Annotated in this window: 11 protein-coding genes; 1 reads left to right on the forward strand and 10 read right to left on the reverse strand. The window is 54.9% G+C overall.

The window, feature by feature from the left end; all coding sequences use genetic code 11:
• The 8 genes from ABJM21_RS16715 to ABJM21_RS16750 form a co-directional block, all read right to left on the reverse strand.
• Positions 1–1143 carry a nitronate monooxygenase family protein gene (locus tag ABJM21_RS16715; protein WP_348302049.1) on the reverse strand — a complete coding sequence of 381 codons (1143 nt, stop codon included), beginning with the start codon at positions 1141–1143 and terminating at the stop codon, positions 1–3.
• Entirely contained in the window at positions 1143–3155 is a 2013-nt protein-coding gene (locus ABJM21_RS16720) for an acetyl-CoA carboxylase biotin carboxylase subunit (RefSeq protein WP_348302050.1), read from the reverse strand. The genes ABJM21_RS16715 and ABJM21_RS16720 overlap by 1 nt, the downstream gene beginning before the upstream one ends.
• A gap of 10 nt (positions 3156–3165) precedes the next feature.
• A complete protein-coding gene (locus tag ABJM21_RS16725) occupies positions 3166–3978 on the reverse strand; it encodes an enoyl-CoA hydratase-related protein (RefSeq protein ID WP_348302051.1) in 813 nt (270 codons plus the stop codon).
• The gene (locus tag ABJM21_RS16730; protein ID WP_348302052.1) at positions 3975–5597 is read right to left on the reverse strand and encodes a carboxyl transferase domain-containing protein; all 1623 of its coding nucleotides are present in this window, start codon (positions 5595–5597) and stop codon (positions 3975–3977) included. Before ABJM21_RS16730 ends, ABJM21_RS16725 begins: the two co-directional genes overlap by 4 nt.
• Before the next feature lie 2 nt (positions 5598–5599).
• A complete protein-coding gene (locus ABJM21_RS16735) occupies positions 5600–7420 on the reverse strand; it encodes an acyclic terpene utilization AtuA family protein (RefSeq protein ID WP_348302053.1) in 1821 nt (606 codons plus the stop codon).
• A gap of 127 nt (positions 7421–7547) precedes the next feature.
• Complete coding sequence (locus tag ABJM21_RS16740) at positions 7548–9737, reverse strand: 3-hydroxyacyl-CoA dehydrogenase NAD-binding domain-containing protein (protein WP_348302054.1); 2190 nt, start codon at positions 9735–9737, stop codon at positions 7548–7550.
• Positions 9738–9791: 54 nt separating this feature from the next.
• Positions 9792–11006, reverse strand: a complete 1215-nt coding sequence (locus tag ABJM21_RS16745; protein ID WP_348302055.1) for an acetyl-CoA C-acetyltransferase — start codon at positions 11004–11006, stop codon at positions 9792–9794.
• Between the two features lie 192 nt (positions 11007–11198).
• Positions 11199–12359, reverse strand: a complete 1161-nt coding sequence (locus ABJM21_RS16750) for an acyl-CoA dehydrogenase family protein (protein ID WP_348302056.1) — start codon at positions 12357–12359, stop codon at positions 11199–11201.
• 197 nt (positions 12360–12556) lie between these two features.
• On the opposite strand from ABJM21_RS16750, the gene ABJM21_RS16755 reads away from it, so the two are divergent.
• Positions 12557–13126, forward strand: a complete 570-nt coding sequence (locus tag ABJM21_RS16755; RefSeq protein ID WP_348302057.1) for an NAD(P)H-dependent oxidoreductase — start codon at positions 12557–12559, stop codon at positions 13124–13126.
• Positions 13127–13139: 13 nt separating this feature from the next.
• Here the strand turns inward: ABJM21_RS16755 and ABJM21_RS16760 are convergent, their stop codons facing one another.
• A complete protein-coding gene (locus tag ABJM21_RS16760; protein WP_348302058.1) occupies positions 13140–14156 on the reverse strand; it encodes an SDR family NAD(P)-dependent oxidoreductase in 1017 nt (338 codons plus the stop codon).
• A 91-nt stretch (positions 14157–14247) separates the two neighbouring features.
• Positions 14248–15282, reverse strand: a complete 1035-nt coding sequence (locus ABJM21_RS16765) for an adenosine deaminase (RefSeq protein ID WP_348302059.1) — start codon at positions 15280–15282, stop codon at positions 14248–14250.
• Position 15283 lies beyond the last annotated feature (1 nt).

Raw genomic sequence — 15283 nt, forward strand, 5'->3', positions numbered from 1 at the left:
TCATTCTTCCAGATTGGCGGCAAGCCTTTCATAGGCGGCTATAAAATCTTCCTTAAATCCTTGGACAACTTGCGCCGTCGACATCGGCTGGTTCATCAGGCCGACCCCTTGGCCAACCCAATAGGTTGCGAGATCTTTCGCGCCCTGATTATCGCCCTGACTCAATTTGTCGATAGAGCGCAGTGGTGGTTCTGCCACTAATGACTGTAACGGCATCGCTAGCGGTGTCGGCGCATCCTCGGCTTCCCACGCATCGGTCCAGGGCGAGCGCAATTGCCGCGATGGTTTGCCGGTGCGGGATCGGGCGCGAACCGTATCGCGCGATGTGGCGCTGAGCATCTTCTCTTTTACGATCGGATTGGTTTCGGCCTCGGCGGTGGTCAGCCAGACCGATCCACACCATACGCCACTCGCTCCCATGGCCATCGCAGCGGCCATTTGTGAGCCCGTCGCAATGCCGCCCGCCGCCAGCACCGGAGTGCTATCTCCCATCTCGCGCAAAGCGTTGCACACTTCGGGGATGAGAACCATCGTCGCAACATCGCCGGTATGACCGCCAGCTTCGCCGCCTACGGCGATAAGGATATCGACCCCAGCGGCAACCTGTGACATCGCATGTTCTTTGGTACCAATGAGCGCAGCCACCGGCACGCTATGGTGGCGTCCCATATCGGTCATCACCTCTGGCGGAATGCCCAGTGCATTGGCGATCAGCTTGATCGGATGGCGAAAGGCAACTTCCAGCAAGGCCCCCGCATTGCCGCCGCGCAGATTGTCTGCACCGACCGCATGCTCCCGTCGCAGCTCTTCAAGATCACCGGGATCGACGCCATGACGGGCCATTATGTCCTTGGAAAACTGCTTATGTTCATCGGGAACCATGGCCAGCGTCGTGTCTACATCGATCTGTTCGCCTTTGCCCTCAACCTTGTTGGGGACGATGATATCCAGGCCATAGGGCTTGCCGTCGACATGATCGTCAATCCAGCTCAGTTCTTCTTCGAGCGTTTCGGGCGTGCAGTTCACGCCGCCAAAAACCCCCATGCCGCCCGCTTTGGAAACCGCCGCAACTACATCGCGGCAATGGCTGAAAGCGACCAGCGGGAATTCGATTCCCAGCATATCGCAAATCGGGTTTTTCATTACGCGTCGTCCTCTTCACCTGTTTCGTCAGCGACAATTTCCATGATCAGGTCGTCGGCCGCAATCTGCTTCCCAGCGTCGGCCGCAACGGTTTCGACGGTGCCGTCAATCTCAGCCAAAATCTCATGCTGCATCTTCATCGCCTCGAGCACCGCCAGCTTGTCGCCTTTTGCCACAGCCGCGCCCTGCTCGACGAGTATCTCAAGTAATAGTCCGTGCATCGGGGCTACCACGGTACCGCCGCCCGCCATATCTTCCATGGCGCTGAGCCCGGTCATGTCGGTGACCGACAGCGAGCGGTTCGGCAAGGCAAGATGCAAGTGGCGACCATCGGCATGGAAAATCGCCTCGACCGTTCGACCATCCACGCGCAGTTTCGCAGTTTCTCCTGTGATCGAAAGCAGTTCCACCTGCGCTTTCTGTCCTGCGCCTTCTACGTGGTAAAGGCCGGGCTGGCGGACATGGACGTGAATGACGCCATCGGTCTCGGTCGCCTCAGCCAGCTTCGCATATTGGGTAACGGTCGTCAGATCTGCCGTGCTTGACCAATCTAGCATTTCCGGATTGACATTAAGTGCTAGTTTATGGGCCGCATGTTGGCGTAATTTATGTTGCAATACCGCAGCAATCGCAAAGGTGGTGAAGTCGTGCGTACCCAGATCGACACCTTCTTCACCATAATTTTCAGCGATGAAAGCGGTGGTTGCCTGCCCATCGATAAAATCCTGCCTGCCGAGCGCGTCAATCAAGAAGTCCCGATTGGTTTTCGGACCGAAAAGGGCGGTTTCGGCCAGTGCCCCGACCATCTGCCGCCGCGCATCTTCGCGGGTCGCGCCATAGGTGATGATCTTCGCGACCATGCTGTCATAAAAGGGCGAAACCTCGCCACCCGCGGCGATGCCGCTATCAACACGGGCATGGGCGGAAGGATGCCATAGGTCAATATGACCGGTGCTGGGCAGGAAGTCATCGGCTGGATCTTCGGCATAGAGCCGCACTTCCATGGCGTGGCCAGTCAATGTGACATCTTTTTGGCTGAGCCCCAAATTGTCGCCTTGCGCGACTTTGAGTTGCAGTGCGACGAGATCAAGGCCGGTAATTTCCTCGGTCACCGGATGCTCGACTTGCAGGCGTGTATTCATCTCGAGGAAATAGAAGCTACCGGATTGATCGAGAAGGAATTCGACCGTGCCAGCGCCGCGATAATCCACGGCGCGGGCAGCCTCTACCGCTGCGGCACCCATTTCGGTGCGCAGCTCTTCGGTCATCACCGGGCAGGGCGCTTCTTCGATTACCTTCTGATGGCGCCGCTGAACCGAACAATCGCGTTCGCCCAGATGGATCGTGTTGCCATGGCTGTCGGCAAATACCTGAATCTCGACATGGCGGGGTTTGATGATCGCTTTTTCAAGGATCAGCTCGCCGTTTCCAAAGGCGTTTTCTGCCTCTGATCGCGCGAGTTTGATCGCATTGGGAACCTCATCCTGATCATGGACCAGGCGCATGCCACGGCCACCGCCACCCGCGGCAGCCTTGACCATCAAGGGCACACCGATTTTTGCAGCTTCTGCGATCAGGGTCGTGTCGGATTGATCTTCATCCTGATAGCCAGGGACGCAAGGTACACCGGCCTCAATCATCGCGCGCTTCGAACGCGCTTTGTCACCCATCACATCGATGGCCTTCTCAGGTGGTCCAACAAAGATGATATTGGCATCAGCGCAGGCTTGCGAGAAAGCAGCATTTTCAGACAAAAAACCATAGCCGGGATGTATGGCATCGGCGCCGCTATCTTTCGCGGCTTCGATAATCTTGTCGATTCGCAGATAAGATTCGTTGACCGGTGCAGGTCCGATATGCACCGCGTCATCCGCCATGCGGACATGGGGGGCATCGGCATCGGCGCCGGAATAGACGGCCACGGTTCGGATGCCCTGTGCCTTGGCCGTGCGCATGACGCGGCAGGCAATTTCGCCGCGATTGGCAACAAGGAGGGTGGATATTTGTGTCATCTCTGGTTCCTTATTCCGGTTTCACGACCCAATTGGGTTTGCGCTTTTCAAAGAAGGACGCAACGCCCTCCTTGGCTTCGTCACTGACCATGCGATCTGCGAAATTCTCGGCGGCGAGGCGGATGACCTCTTCACGAGGTTTGCTCGCGATCTGGCCAAGCAGTTCCTTGGTTGCGGCCACAGCACCCGGCGCTGCGCCAAGCACCTGTTTGCGTAGCTGCATCTCGATGGCTTCAAGCCCCGGGACATCATCGGCGATAAAATCGGCAAAGCCCAATTCGTGCGCTTGCGTGCCATCAAATCGCGCGGCAGTTAGCATCAGGCGGCGGCCGGTGGCGTAGCCAAGTTTCTGAATCACAAACGGGGATATTTGCGCAGGGGTCACACCGATAGCCGTTTCGGTCATTGCAAAGCGCGCCCCGGATTCGCAAATCACGACATCAGCACAACAGGACAGACCAAAGCCGCCCGCCATCGCTGCGCCTTCAATCAGGACGATCACCACTTGCGGTGCGGTGTTGACAAGGTCGAATATTTCCGCCGCACCGATCGACATGGTTATGGTAGCGCTGCGGTCACCACTCGCCTGAAAATTTTCTTTGAAATTCTTCAAATCTGCACCAGCGCAGAACACTCCACCACGACCCCGCAGAGTGATACCGCGGACCGTCCGGTCATCACGAACGCCTTTTAAAACAGCGGCTAATTCTGCCACCAAGGCGTCACTCAGGGCATTGCGATTACCTGGCTGGTTGAACCAGATGGTGAGCCAACCCTGTTTGAGGTCGAGCTCGAGTGTCTCGGTTTTAGGAAGATTGGTCATATCCGTGCCACTCCGAAAGCATTGGGGTGCAGCGTGCGGTTCTTGGCCTCGAAAATCGTTTCCAGAGCAAAGCCGAGCACCTTGCGCGTGTCACGCGGATCAATCACGCCGTTATCGAGAACGCGACCAGAGGTGAAGAAAGCGCTTTCCTGTGCTTCGAAAATATCCCTGATGCGCTGGTTCTGTTTGGCGATAGCTTCTTCGTCGGGTTCCACGCCTTTGCGCTGTGCCTGCACTTTTGCGACATGACTCATTGTGTTCGCCGCGGAAGCCCCGGCCATCACACCGGTTTTGGCATTGGGCCACGAGAATAGAAAATCCGGTTCAAAGGCAACGCCGCTCATCCCGTAATTGCCTGCACCAAAGCTTGCGCCGATATAAAGCGAGAGTTTCGGCACACGCACATTGGAGACGGCCTGGATCATCTTGCTGCCCAGCTTGATCATGCCCTTATGTTCCGACTCCGTGCCGACAATATAGCCGGTGGTATTGTTCAGGAAGATAATCGGCAGTTCGGATTGATCACAAAGCTGGAAAAAGTGCGTTGCCTTGGCCGCGGCTTCCGGATCAAACGGGCCATTATTACCGATCAGCCCGACCGCATGGCCCATGATGCTCGCCTGCATGCAGACGGTGCCGGGGCCATAGCGGCTTTTAAATTCCTCAAAGTCCGATCCATCGACAATCCGTGCCGCCACTTCGCGGACATCATAGGGGATGGTGTAATCGGTCGGGACGATGCCGGCGATCTCGTCGATATCATAGACCGGTTCCGCATAGTCATTCTGCCGGATCGGGGCGGTATTCTTGTTCCAGTCAATCCGTCCCATGGTGTCGCGAGCAATTTGGATACCATGCGCATCATCATCCGCCAGATATTCGACTGTGCCGGTGGTGCTGGCGTGCATTTCGGTGCCGCCCAGTTCGCGGTCATCGGCCACTTCACCGGTAGCAGCATGGACCAGAGCTGCGCCGCCCAGAGCCGCCATGCCATTATCGCGCACACCGATAACATAGTCGGACATGCCGGGCATATAAGCGCCGCCCGCGGTTGACGGGCCGTGCAGTACGACCATGGTCGGGATTCCTGCGGCGCTCAACCAGGCGAGATTGCGGAACAGCATTCCGCCATGCGCCCACAGCTCGACCTTATATTCCATCAGGTTTGCGCCAGCGCTTTCCACCAGATGGATGAAGGGCAATTTCAGTTCCTGCGCCATTTTCTGGGCACCCTTGCTGGCGTCCCAACCGCCAGTCGTCGCGGCCCCGGCGCGAATGCCGCTATCATCGACCCAGATCATGCAGCGCACACCTTTGACAAAGCCGATGCCGAGAATGACGCTACCACCGGGAATACTGGTGTCGGGATTATCATCTTCGACGAGATAATTGGCCATATTATAGAGCCGCAAAAATGGCATGCCCGGGTCGAGCAATCGTGTCAGCCGTTCATGGGGTGTGAGCTGGCCGCGTTTCTCAAATGTCGGGCGGCGTTTCTCAGAGGCCGCTACGGCGCGCTGTTCCAGGCTGCGCAATTGGTCGATCAGCGTCAGCATATCCTTGCGGTTCTGGACAAAGCTTTCGGAAGCTGTGGAAATTTTCGATTTAAACTGGGGCATAGTCAAAGCGCCTCTGCAAGTGATTGCGGTATGGAAATAGGAGTTGCGAGCAGGATCTGGGCATAGCTTTTACCCTGCGGATCATTGCGCATGGATGCAACCCCACCGCCGCCGAGAATGTCATGAAGCAGAAAGTTGATCGCGCCTGTGCCGGGCATGTAGAACCGCTCGACGCTATCCGGGGCTTCGGGTTCCGTAAGGAAATGAGCAAAGCGTTCGCGCACCCTATCTTCGCTGAGCGTGGCCCATATATAAGGCGCATAGCTCTTGTTGCGCGGCATGATTCCAATATTGGATTTGTCGCCCTTGTCACCGGATCGACCCCAGGCCAGGTCAATCAGTGGCACCTCTATCATTGGCGCGCCATTGTCAGCCAGGGCAGGATGGGGAGGGCGTTGGATCGTCGCCGGGTCAAAAGCTGTTCCACCGGCATCGCCAAATTCTTGCGAGTCATCCTCTATCTTTACCGAAATCGAAATTTCGGATTTCGGTAACAGTAGTGAAAATAGCCGCACCACCGGAGTGGGCTTGGGGCGCCCGCCTGCAAATAGCGCTAGTCCCGGCGGTGTCGCGAGACCCATGCCGGTTGCTTCCTTGAGGATGAGCATCGCCGCTTTCGGATCACGATGTTTGACGCCGATTTTCAACACCACTTCGCGCGATTCCGCGGCCTGTCCGAACGCGCCGAAATGGCTATCGTCGCCCAGTGTCTCAATTAATACGTCATCAAAATCCCCGACATTGGAGGCGCGTAATTTGGCGCGTGTCCGTTTCAGCGCATTGTCCGCGAAGCTCTCGGCCTTGCGCTTGGCATCCACCCCGATGAAGAAAAACGGTGCAACCATTTTCCAGCCATCAGAGTAAGTGGCGCAAGTCTTGTAAGTATTGGGTGCGGGATGACCGATAGAACCGAACACTGACACGCGATTCTCGCCCAACTGCTCCAATGCCACTGCACTGAAATCGCAGACGACGTCTGGTAGTATATAGGCTTGCGGATCACCAATTTCATAGAGCATCTGCTCGCCAATTGTGCCGATATTGACGATTCCGCCAGTGTCTTCCGGCTTGGTGGCGATGAAGCTGCCGTCTCCTGCAATTTCCGCAATCGGATAGCCGGCATTGTCCATGCTTTCCGCGATGCTTTCCCAATCCGTGAAGTTGCCTCCGGTTGCTTGTGGTCCGCATTCCAAAATATGGCCGGCAAGGCTGGCCCCCGCCAGTTGGTCCAGATCATCGCGGCTCCAACCAAATTCGTGGATGCAGGCGCCAAGCGTCACGGCGCTATCCACACATCGCCCAGTGATCACTATGTCTGCTCCCTGATCGAGAGCAGCTGCAATCGGAAACGCGCCGAGATAGGCATTGATGCTGGCGATATTTTCTGGGTCGGGAAATTGTGCGCCAGAAAACATTTCATGGGCATCTGCAAATTCCGCCGCGCGGGATGTGAGGTCATCGCCTGCGACAACTGCCACTTTCATATCAAGCCCGGCCTCTGCAATCACCGCGCGTACCGCTGCTGCACAAGCGAGCGGATTGGTACCGCCAGCATTGGAGATCAGCTTGACGCCCTGTTTCGCAATGGCGCTTATATGCGGTTTAATCACCGCCGAGACGAAATCGGTTGCATAACCCAGATCCGGATTTTTCGCCCGCGCCCGCGCCATGATCGACATGGTGATCTCGGCGAGATAGTCGAATACTATATAGTCTAGCTTTTGTCCGCTCTCGCTTGCGCGCAGAAATTGGGGCACAGCCATATCGGATTCGCCCCAGAAGCCGCTCGCCCCGCCAATCCGTATCATTCTGTCAGCCGTCATATACTGGTCTCTCCTGAAACCAGCTTGGGTCAAGTTGCGCGACTTATCAACCCGTTATTGACGGCAATGGGTGCATAAAAAAGGGCCCCGGTTAGGGAGCCCTTTTCTGTTTATCATGTCGCTGTGATCAGGCCGCTTTGTAAAAGCTCTCACCCGCATCCGCTTTTTCACGGAAGCTCATGGGCGGCTTGAACCGTTCGCCATATTTCTGTGCCAGCATATCGGCGGTGCGCACGAAATTATCGACGCCGATCGTGTCGATATGGCTCATCGGCCCGCCGGTCCATGGCGCAAAGCCCCAGCCAAAGATCGCGCCGAGATCAGCAGATTGCGGATCGGACACAACGCCTTCGTCGAAACACTGTGCGGTCGCGATAAGCTGAATGTACATCAAACGCTGTTTGACTTCCTCAACCGTTGGCTGGTTTTCGGCGAGCGGGAAATGCTCTTTCAGACCGGGCCACAGTTTCTTGGAGCCATCATCGGCATATTCATAGAAGCCGCCACCAAAGCGCCGTCCGCGACGGTCGATTTTCTTGACCATCAGCTCCATAAGGTCCTCTGTCCCGCTTGGAACATAGGCGTCGCCCATTTCTTCCTTGGTTGACGTCATGATGTCGTAGCCAAGTTGCAACGTGGTTTCGTCAACAATGGCCAGCGGACCAATGGGCATGCCCATGGACACAGCAGCATTTTCGATCAGCGCCGGGTTCACGCCTTCGGCGACCATCATCGTTGCTTCATTGGCATAAGGCGGGAAGACGCGGTTGGTGTAGAAACCACGAACGTCTTTTACGACAATCGGCGTCTTGCGAATGCGCGCGTTGTAATCGAGCGCAACGGCCAGAGCCTTGTCGCCGGTTGCTTCACCCGGGATGATTTCCAGCAAGGGCATTTTCTCAACCGGAGAGAAAAAGTGCATGCCGATAAACTGATCGGGACGTTCGCTGTTTTTCGCAAGACCGGTGATCGGAAGCGTTGAGGTGTTGGATGCGAAGACAACATCCTTGCCAATCACCGCTTCGGTTTTCTTGATGACGTCCGCTTTAACATCGGGGCGTTCAAACACCGCTTCGATGATCAGGTCGACATCTTTGAGATCGTCATAATTATCGGTCGGTGTGATCCGCGCCATGAAAGCATCGGCCTTTTCCTGCGTCATCTTGCCGCGCTTCACGCCTTTGTCGACAATCTTTTGGCTGTAATCGATCGCCTTTTGCGCTTCGTCCATATTCCGGTCGAGGACTATCACATCCATGCCGCCCTTGGCTGTCACATGGGTGATACCCGAACCCATCAAGCCAGCGCCGAGGACGCCAACGGTCTTGAGTTCGGTTGCCGGAACACCTTCGGGACGCATCGCGCCTTTGTCGGCGGCCTGTTTGTTGACGAACAAGGTCCGGATCATGTTCTTGGATTGTGGACCGCTGAGCAGCTTGGTGAAATATTTGCTTTCCACTTTGAGCGCGGTGTCGATGGGCAGCATGGAGCCTTCATAGAGACAAGACAGGATCGCTTTGACAGCTTCGTAATTGCCCTTGCTCTGTTTGAGCGCCAGCGCGGACGAGCCGAGGTAAAGTGGCACAGCGCGCGGATCCATGGAACCGGCACCACCCGGGAATTTCCAGCCCTTCTTATCCCAAGGCGCAGAGGCTTTCGGATTGGCTTTAACCCACTCTTTGGCTTTGGCGACAACGTCTTCCGCAGGAACAACTTCATCGACAATTTTTTGTGCGAGCGCAGCCTGCGGGTTCATCGGCTGACCCATCATGATCGCCATGCCGGCAGCTTGTAGACCTGCGAGACGCGGCAAGCGCTGGGTTCCACCGCCACCGGGCAGCAGGCCAACTTGTACTTCGGGAAGGCCGAGTTGCAATTTCGGATTGTCGGCGCAGACGCGGTAATGGCATGCGAGAGCCAGTTCGAGACCACCGCCCAGAGCAAGGCCGTTAAGCGCGCAAGCAACCGGCTTCGCATGCGCCTTGCCTTTCAAAAGGTCCTTGGCGCTGTTGCCACCGGTTTCCATTTTGCGGAGCACGCTATTAAGGCCCCAGGCTTGCTCAAACGCCTCTTTCATGGTTTCGGCTTTGGAAGAGCCAAGCATATTGAGGTCGGCACCGGCGAGGAAACCGGATTTCTTCCCCGATGTAATAACGGCGCCTTTGATGTCGTCGTTGGCAATTAGTTCATCGACGAATTTCGGGAAATCAGCCATCAGGCCTTCGTTCCAGACATTCATCGACTGGTCGGGAAGATCGATGGTGACAAGGGCAATACCGTCGCTGTCAATATCGATGGTTAGTGTTTCGTAAGTCATGAATTTTGTCCTGCTAAATATGGGATGGGAGTGATTGGAGTCGCTTTCAGCGTTTTAGTTCACTCGCTCAATGATGGTGGCAATGCCCATACCGCCGCCGATGCATAGGGTCGACAAAGCGGTCTGCTTGTTGGAACGCTCCAGCTCGTCGAGCACTGTGCCAAGGATCATCGCGCCGGTTGCACCCAGAGGATGGCCCATCGCAATCGCGCCGCCATTTACGTTCATGTCACTATGATCGACATTCATCGCATCCATGAAGCGTAGGACAACCGCGGCAAAAGCCTCGTTCAATTCCCACACATCAATGTCGCTGGCTTCCATGCCTGCGCGCTTGAGCGCTTTCTGGGCTGCAAATTCAGGACCGGTGAGCATGATCGTTGGTTCTGAACCAATTGCGGCCATGGAGACAATCCGGGCGCGCGGTTTAAGACCGTATTTTGAGCCAGCTTCATCGTTGCCGATCAGCACCGCGGCTGCACCATCGACGATACCAGAGCTGTTACCGGCATGATGGACATGGTTCATTTTTTCGACGTCAGGATGTTTCAGGATCGCGACATCGTTAAAGCCGGGCATCTGCTCGCCCATCATCTGGAAAGCCGGGTTAAGCGAACCCAAAGACTGCATATCTGTTTCAGGGCGCATGAGTTCGTCACGATCGAGAACGGTTTCACCAATCACATCCTTGATGGCGAGGATGGATTTATCGAAACGCTTTTCTTCCCAGCTTTTCGCGGCGCGTTTCTGACTTTCGACGGCATAGGCATCGACATCGTCACGGCTATAGCCATATTTGGTGGCGATCAGATCGGCCGAAATGCCCTGAGGTACGAAATATTCCTGAAAGACCAGCGTAGGGTCAGCCATGCCGCCCAATCCGTCACTGCCCATGGGGATGCGGGACATGGATTCGACGCCGCCGCCAATCGCGAGATCGGCTTCGCCGGATTTGATCTTGCCGGCAGCGATATTCACCGCTTCCAGACCGGAACCGCAGAAACGGTTGACCTGAATGGCCGACGTGGTGTCGGCATAACCGGCTTTAAGGGCCGCCATACGGCTGATCACCGCGCCTTGTTCGCCGACGGGAGAGACACAGCCATAAGCAATATCTTCGACTTCATGCCCGTCGAGCTCGTTGCGGTCATTGACCGACCCAAGAACTTGCGCCGCGAGGTCAAGAGCAGTGATTTCATGCAAGCTGCCGTCGCTGCGGCCTTTGCCGCGCGGGCTGCGCACAGCGTCATAAATATAGGCTTCGGTCATGCGATATTCCTTATTTTGATTAAGTCTTGAACTATTAAGTGCATAGTTAATGTTGCGCTGCAGCACAGTCAAGCAGTTTACGTAAACGTCAATCGCGAAAGAGGGGGCGACTCGCCTTGTCCTTCCAGTGCTTCTGGTCAGTCTAACCGAGGCTATGGCCTATTCAAGCTAGAACCTTGTTCGAGACAGGCCCTATTCCAGGATGCTTTGATATTTCTGGCTGAAGACATCACGGCCAACAATATAGCGCATGATCTCGCTGCTGCCGGCATAGATCCGGCTCATCCGCGCATCGGTGAAGATCCGGCTGATCTCATATTCCTTCATATAGCCCGCGCCGCCATGCAGCTGTAGTCCGAGATCCGCCATTTCCCATTCGATCTCACTGCCCAGCATTTTGCCCTTGGCCGCGATATTGGCATTGAGGCCGCCTTGATTATGGATCTCGACGCAATGATCGACATAGACTTGCAGCATATCAATCTTGGAATCCATTTCGGCCATTTTAAACTGCGTATTCTGCATGTCGGACAGTTTCTTGCCAAACACGTCCCGCTCCATGACAAACTCGCGTGTCACATCAAAGGCGCGGCGGGCAGAGGCGGCATAGCCGACCATCGCGATCAGCCGTTCCTCGGCCAACCCTTCCATCAGATGGATAAAGCCTTTGCCGGGTGTCCCCAATTGGTTTTCCTTGGGGATCTTGACGTTGTTGAAAAATAGCTCCGCCGTGTCCTGCGCATGCAACCCGATTTTCTCAAGATTCTGGCCGCGTTCAAATCCTTCCATGCCGCGTTCGACAATCAGCAATACCATTGCATGTTTGTCGTCAACGCCCGCAATTTTGGCTGCGACAATTACAACGTCAGCGTTAATGCCGTTGGAAATGTAGGTTTTGGATCCATTGAGCTGCCAATGATCGCCCATATCGGTTGCAGTGGATTTCATGCCCGAAAGATCGCTACCCGCGCCAGGCTCGGTCATCGCGACCGCTAATATGGTTTCACCGCTAACGCATTTCGGCAGGAAGCGTTCGCGCTGTTCCTCATTACCGATATTCTTGAGATAGGGCCCAACCAAACGGCTATGCAGCGTATTATACCATTCCGCGCAGCCTGCCCGAGTGGTTTCCTCGATAATAATCTGTTCATAGCGGAAATCATTATCGCCCATCCCGCCATATTTTTCATCCGGCCAGATCATCAAGAACCCTTGATCACCCGCTTTCTTGAAAATTTCCCGGTCAACAATCCCAGCCTCGCGAAACTCATCCATGCGTGGTGCCACGTCATCGGCCAGAAAGCGCCGATAGGCATCGCGGAACATATGTTGTTCTTCGGTAAACTTACGCATGGGATTAGTCCTTCGATAATATCTGATAAGCGCCAATCAGATCGGCGCCAATATAGTAGTCAGGCGCGATATCGAATCGGCTTTAACTGGTCAATTAAAACATGGCCTACACGCAGGTCGCAACCTGTTCTTTTTGCCATGCGCATAGATCATAGTTGATCGTTGCAATTATTTGAAAAGCCTTGTTAAGAGGTTCCATGGCGAAAAACGACGACAGACCTTTCATATTGGGCCTTGGCGGTACAACCAATCCGTATAGCTCGACCGAACAGGCGCTGGCCATTGCGCTCAAGACGGCGTCGGATGCTGGCGCGGAAACCGAACTTTTTGGGTCCGCCAAGCTATGTGCCTTGCCGCATTATCTCTCAGATCCAGCGGGGTTGAACGACACCGGCAAAGCGCTGGTAGAGGCCGTTCGGCGAGCCGATGGCATTATCATAGCAAGCCCAGGATATCATGGCACTATCTCTGGTTTGGTCAAGAATGCCGTCGATTATATTGAAGAAACGGCAGGAGATGAGCGGGTATATCTCGATGGCCTGCCGGTTGGATTGATTGTCACTGCTTATGGTTGGCAGGCCACGGGTTCCACGCTAGCGGCGATGCGTTCCATTGTGCACGCGCTGCGCGGTTGGCCAACACCCTTGGGCGTCGGTATCAATGCCTCGGGCGGGATATTCAAAGATGGTGTCTGTGCGGATGAAGGCGTGAATGAACAGCTTCATCTCGTTGCAGAGCAGGTCATGCGCGGATCGCACCGTCGATAGCTATGGCAGCCGTTTATTCGGGCGGCAGATTGCCGTAAAAATCGCGATACCAACTGACAAAGCGTTTCAAGCCATCTTCCAGCATGACTTTCGGTTCATAACCGGTCAGTGCATGGAGTTTTGACACATCCGCATAAGTGGCGGTGACATCGCCGGGCTGCATCGGGCGCATGACTTTCTCTGCCTCCATGCCTAGCGCCTGTTCCAAGGCTTTGATCATCTCCATAAGACCGACCGGCCGACTGTCGCCGATATTCAAAACCCGATGTTCGCCAGAAGCTGGCGGACTGTCCAGCGACCCCAATATGCCATCAACAATATCGTCTATATAAGTGAAGTCGCGCGCCATCTTGCCTTCGCCGTAAACTTCGATGGCCTCGCCGGCGAGAATCTTTTTGGTAAAGCCGAAATAGGCCATATCCGGCCGGCCCCATGGACCATAGACGGTAAAGAACCGCAGCCCCGTCTGCGGAAAGCCATAAAGCTTTGCATAGGATGCGCTCATCAATTCGCACGAGCGTTTTGTCGCGGCATAAAGCGATACCGGGTCAACTGCGGGTTCTTCTTCGGTGAAGCCTTCTCCGCCCATGGGCTTGTCACCATAGACAGAGCTGGACGACGCATAGACCAAATGCTTGAAATCAGGCGCATGACGGCTTGCCTCAAGCAAGCTCAAATGACCTTCGAGATTGGATTTTTGATAAGCAAAGGGATTGTCGATACTATAGCGCACACCGGCTTGGGCGGCGAGATGGATGATGCGCTTCACGCCATGGTCTTGCACCAACTTGCTGACGCCCGAAGCGTCGGAGACATCCAGTTCCGCAAATTGAAACCCCTTCAACGCCTTTAAATTTGCGAGACGGGCAGCTTTCAGTTTTGGATCATAATAGTCATTTAGATTGTCGATGCCGATCACGCGCTCTCCGCGTTCGATCAGCTTTTGGGCAACCGCATGGCCGATAAAGCCCGCAGCTCCAGTAACCAATATGGTGTCAGATCGATCTGATTGATCATCCATTTGGTTCATACTATCATTCCTCGGTCATTCGGGATCATATTCATGCGCAGTAACAGCAAAAAACGAAGATTTCCAATGGGCTGACTTCGGTTCAGCCCGTTTATCCGTCAAATCGCGCAACATAGTCGTCAATACGGCGGAGGGACTGTGCAATGGCTTCTTCACCCAGAAATGATCCCCGAAAGCTATTTTTCGCCAGCGCGACAATATCGTCCTGATCGAGGTTTAAGGCCTCAGCCGTCGCAGTGTAATTATCATTCATATAGCCGCCAAAATAGGAGGGGTCGTCAGAATTGATGGTGGCGCGTAGGCCAAGATCCAGCATCTGTTTTAGCGGATGGCCTTTGAGGTCATCCACGACACAAAGTGACAGGTTGGACAAGGGGCAGACGGTTAGCGTCATCTGACAGTCTCGCAGTCTTTCGACAAGCTGCGGGTCTTCCAGCGACCGGTTGCCGTGATCCATGCGGTCTATTTTCAAAAGGTCCAGGGCTTCCCAGACATAGTCTGGTGGACCCTCTTCCCCGGCATGGGCCACCGCTTTGAGACCAAGGGTTTTCGCCTTGGCAAAGACTTTCGCAAATTTGGAGGGTGGATGACCGAGTTCTGATGAATCCAAACCAACTCCGGCTATTCTATCCAGATAGGGCGTTGCTTCTTCGAGCGTGGCGAGCGCGGCATCTTCACTCAAATGGCGAAGGAAGCACATGATCAACTGCGATGTGATGCCCAGTTGTGTCTCGGCATCTCCCATGGCGCGCAATATACCATCGATCGCAGTCGAAAAGGCTATCCCGCGCTCGGTATGGCCTTGTGGATCAAAAAATATCTCTGCGTGAACGGTGTTGTCGGCATGTATCCGCTTGAAATAAGCCATGGCCAGGTCGTAAAAATCCTGCTCGGTGCGCAGGACATTCATCCCCTGATAATAGATATCGAGGAAATCTTGCAGATTGGAAAAAGCATAAGCTTTGCGCACTTCTTCGGCCGACGCGAAAGGAATATCAATCCCGTTACGCTGGGCTAACGCGAACATCATCTCGGGTTCAAGCGAACCTTCGATATGCAAATGCAATTCTGCCTTGGGAATTTCTGCAATAAAAGCCTGGCGCTGTTCTGGGGATGGAAAAGACATA

Origin of the sequence: Parasphingorhabdus sp., assembly GCF_039977335.1 — a bacterium.
In the GTDB taxonomy this organism is placed as follows: domain Bacteria; phylum Pseudomonadota; class Alphaproteobacteria; order Sphingomonadales; family Sphingomonadaceae; genus Parasphingorhabdus.

What these genes read in the sequence shown, in the direction of transcription:
- ABJM21_RS16715 (WP_348302049.1), bottom strand. Translation starts at nt 1,143, where the DNA reads ATGAAAAACCCGATTTGCGATATGCTGGGAATCGAATTCCCGCTGGTC.
- ABJM21_RS16725 (WP_348302051.1), bottom strand. Translation starts at nt 3,978, where the DNA reads ATGACCAATCTTCCTAAAACCGAGACACTCGAGCTCGACCTCAAACAG.
- ABJM21_RS16740 (WP_348302054.1), bottom strand. Translation starts at nt 9,737, where the DNA reads ATGACTTACGAAACACTAACCATCGATATTGACAGCGACGGTATTGCC.
- ABJM21_RS16745 (WP_348302055.1), bottom strand. Translation starts at nt 11,006, where the DNA reads ATGACCGAAGCCTATATTTATGACGCTGTGCGCAGCCCGCGCGGCAAA.
- ABJM21_RS16735 (WP_348302053.1), bottom strand. Translation starts at nt 7,420, where the DNA reads ATGACGGCTGACAGAATGATACGGATTGGCGGGGCGAGCGGCTTCTGG.
- ABJM21_RS16755 (WP_348302057.1), top strand. Translation starts at nt 12,557, where the DNA reads ATGGCGAAAAACGACGACAGACCTTTCATATTGGGCCTTGGCGGTACA.
- ABJM21_RS16760 (WP_348302058.1), bottom strand. Translation starts at nt 14,156, where the DNA reads ATGAACCAAATGGATGATCAATCAGATCGATCTGACACCATATTGGTT.
- ABJM21_RS16720 (WP_348302050.1), bottom strand. Translation starts at nt 3,155, where the DNA reads ATGACACAAATATCCACCCTCCTTGTTGCCAATCGCGGCGAAATTGCC.
- ABJM21_RS16765 (WP_348302059.1), bottom strand. Translation starts at nt 15,282, where the DNA reads ATGTCTTTTCCATCCCCAGAACAGCGCCAGGCTTTTATTGCAGAAATT.
- ABJM21_RS16730 (WP_348302052.1), bottom strand. Translation starts at nt 5,597, where the DNA reads ATGCCCCAGTTTAAATCGAAAATTTCCACAGCTTCCGAAAGCTTTGTC.
- ABJM21_RS16750 (WP_348302056.1), bottom strand. Translation starts at nt 12,359, where the DNA reads ATGCGTAAGTTTACCGAAGAACAACATATGTTCCGCGATGCCTATCGG.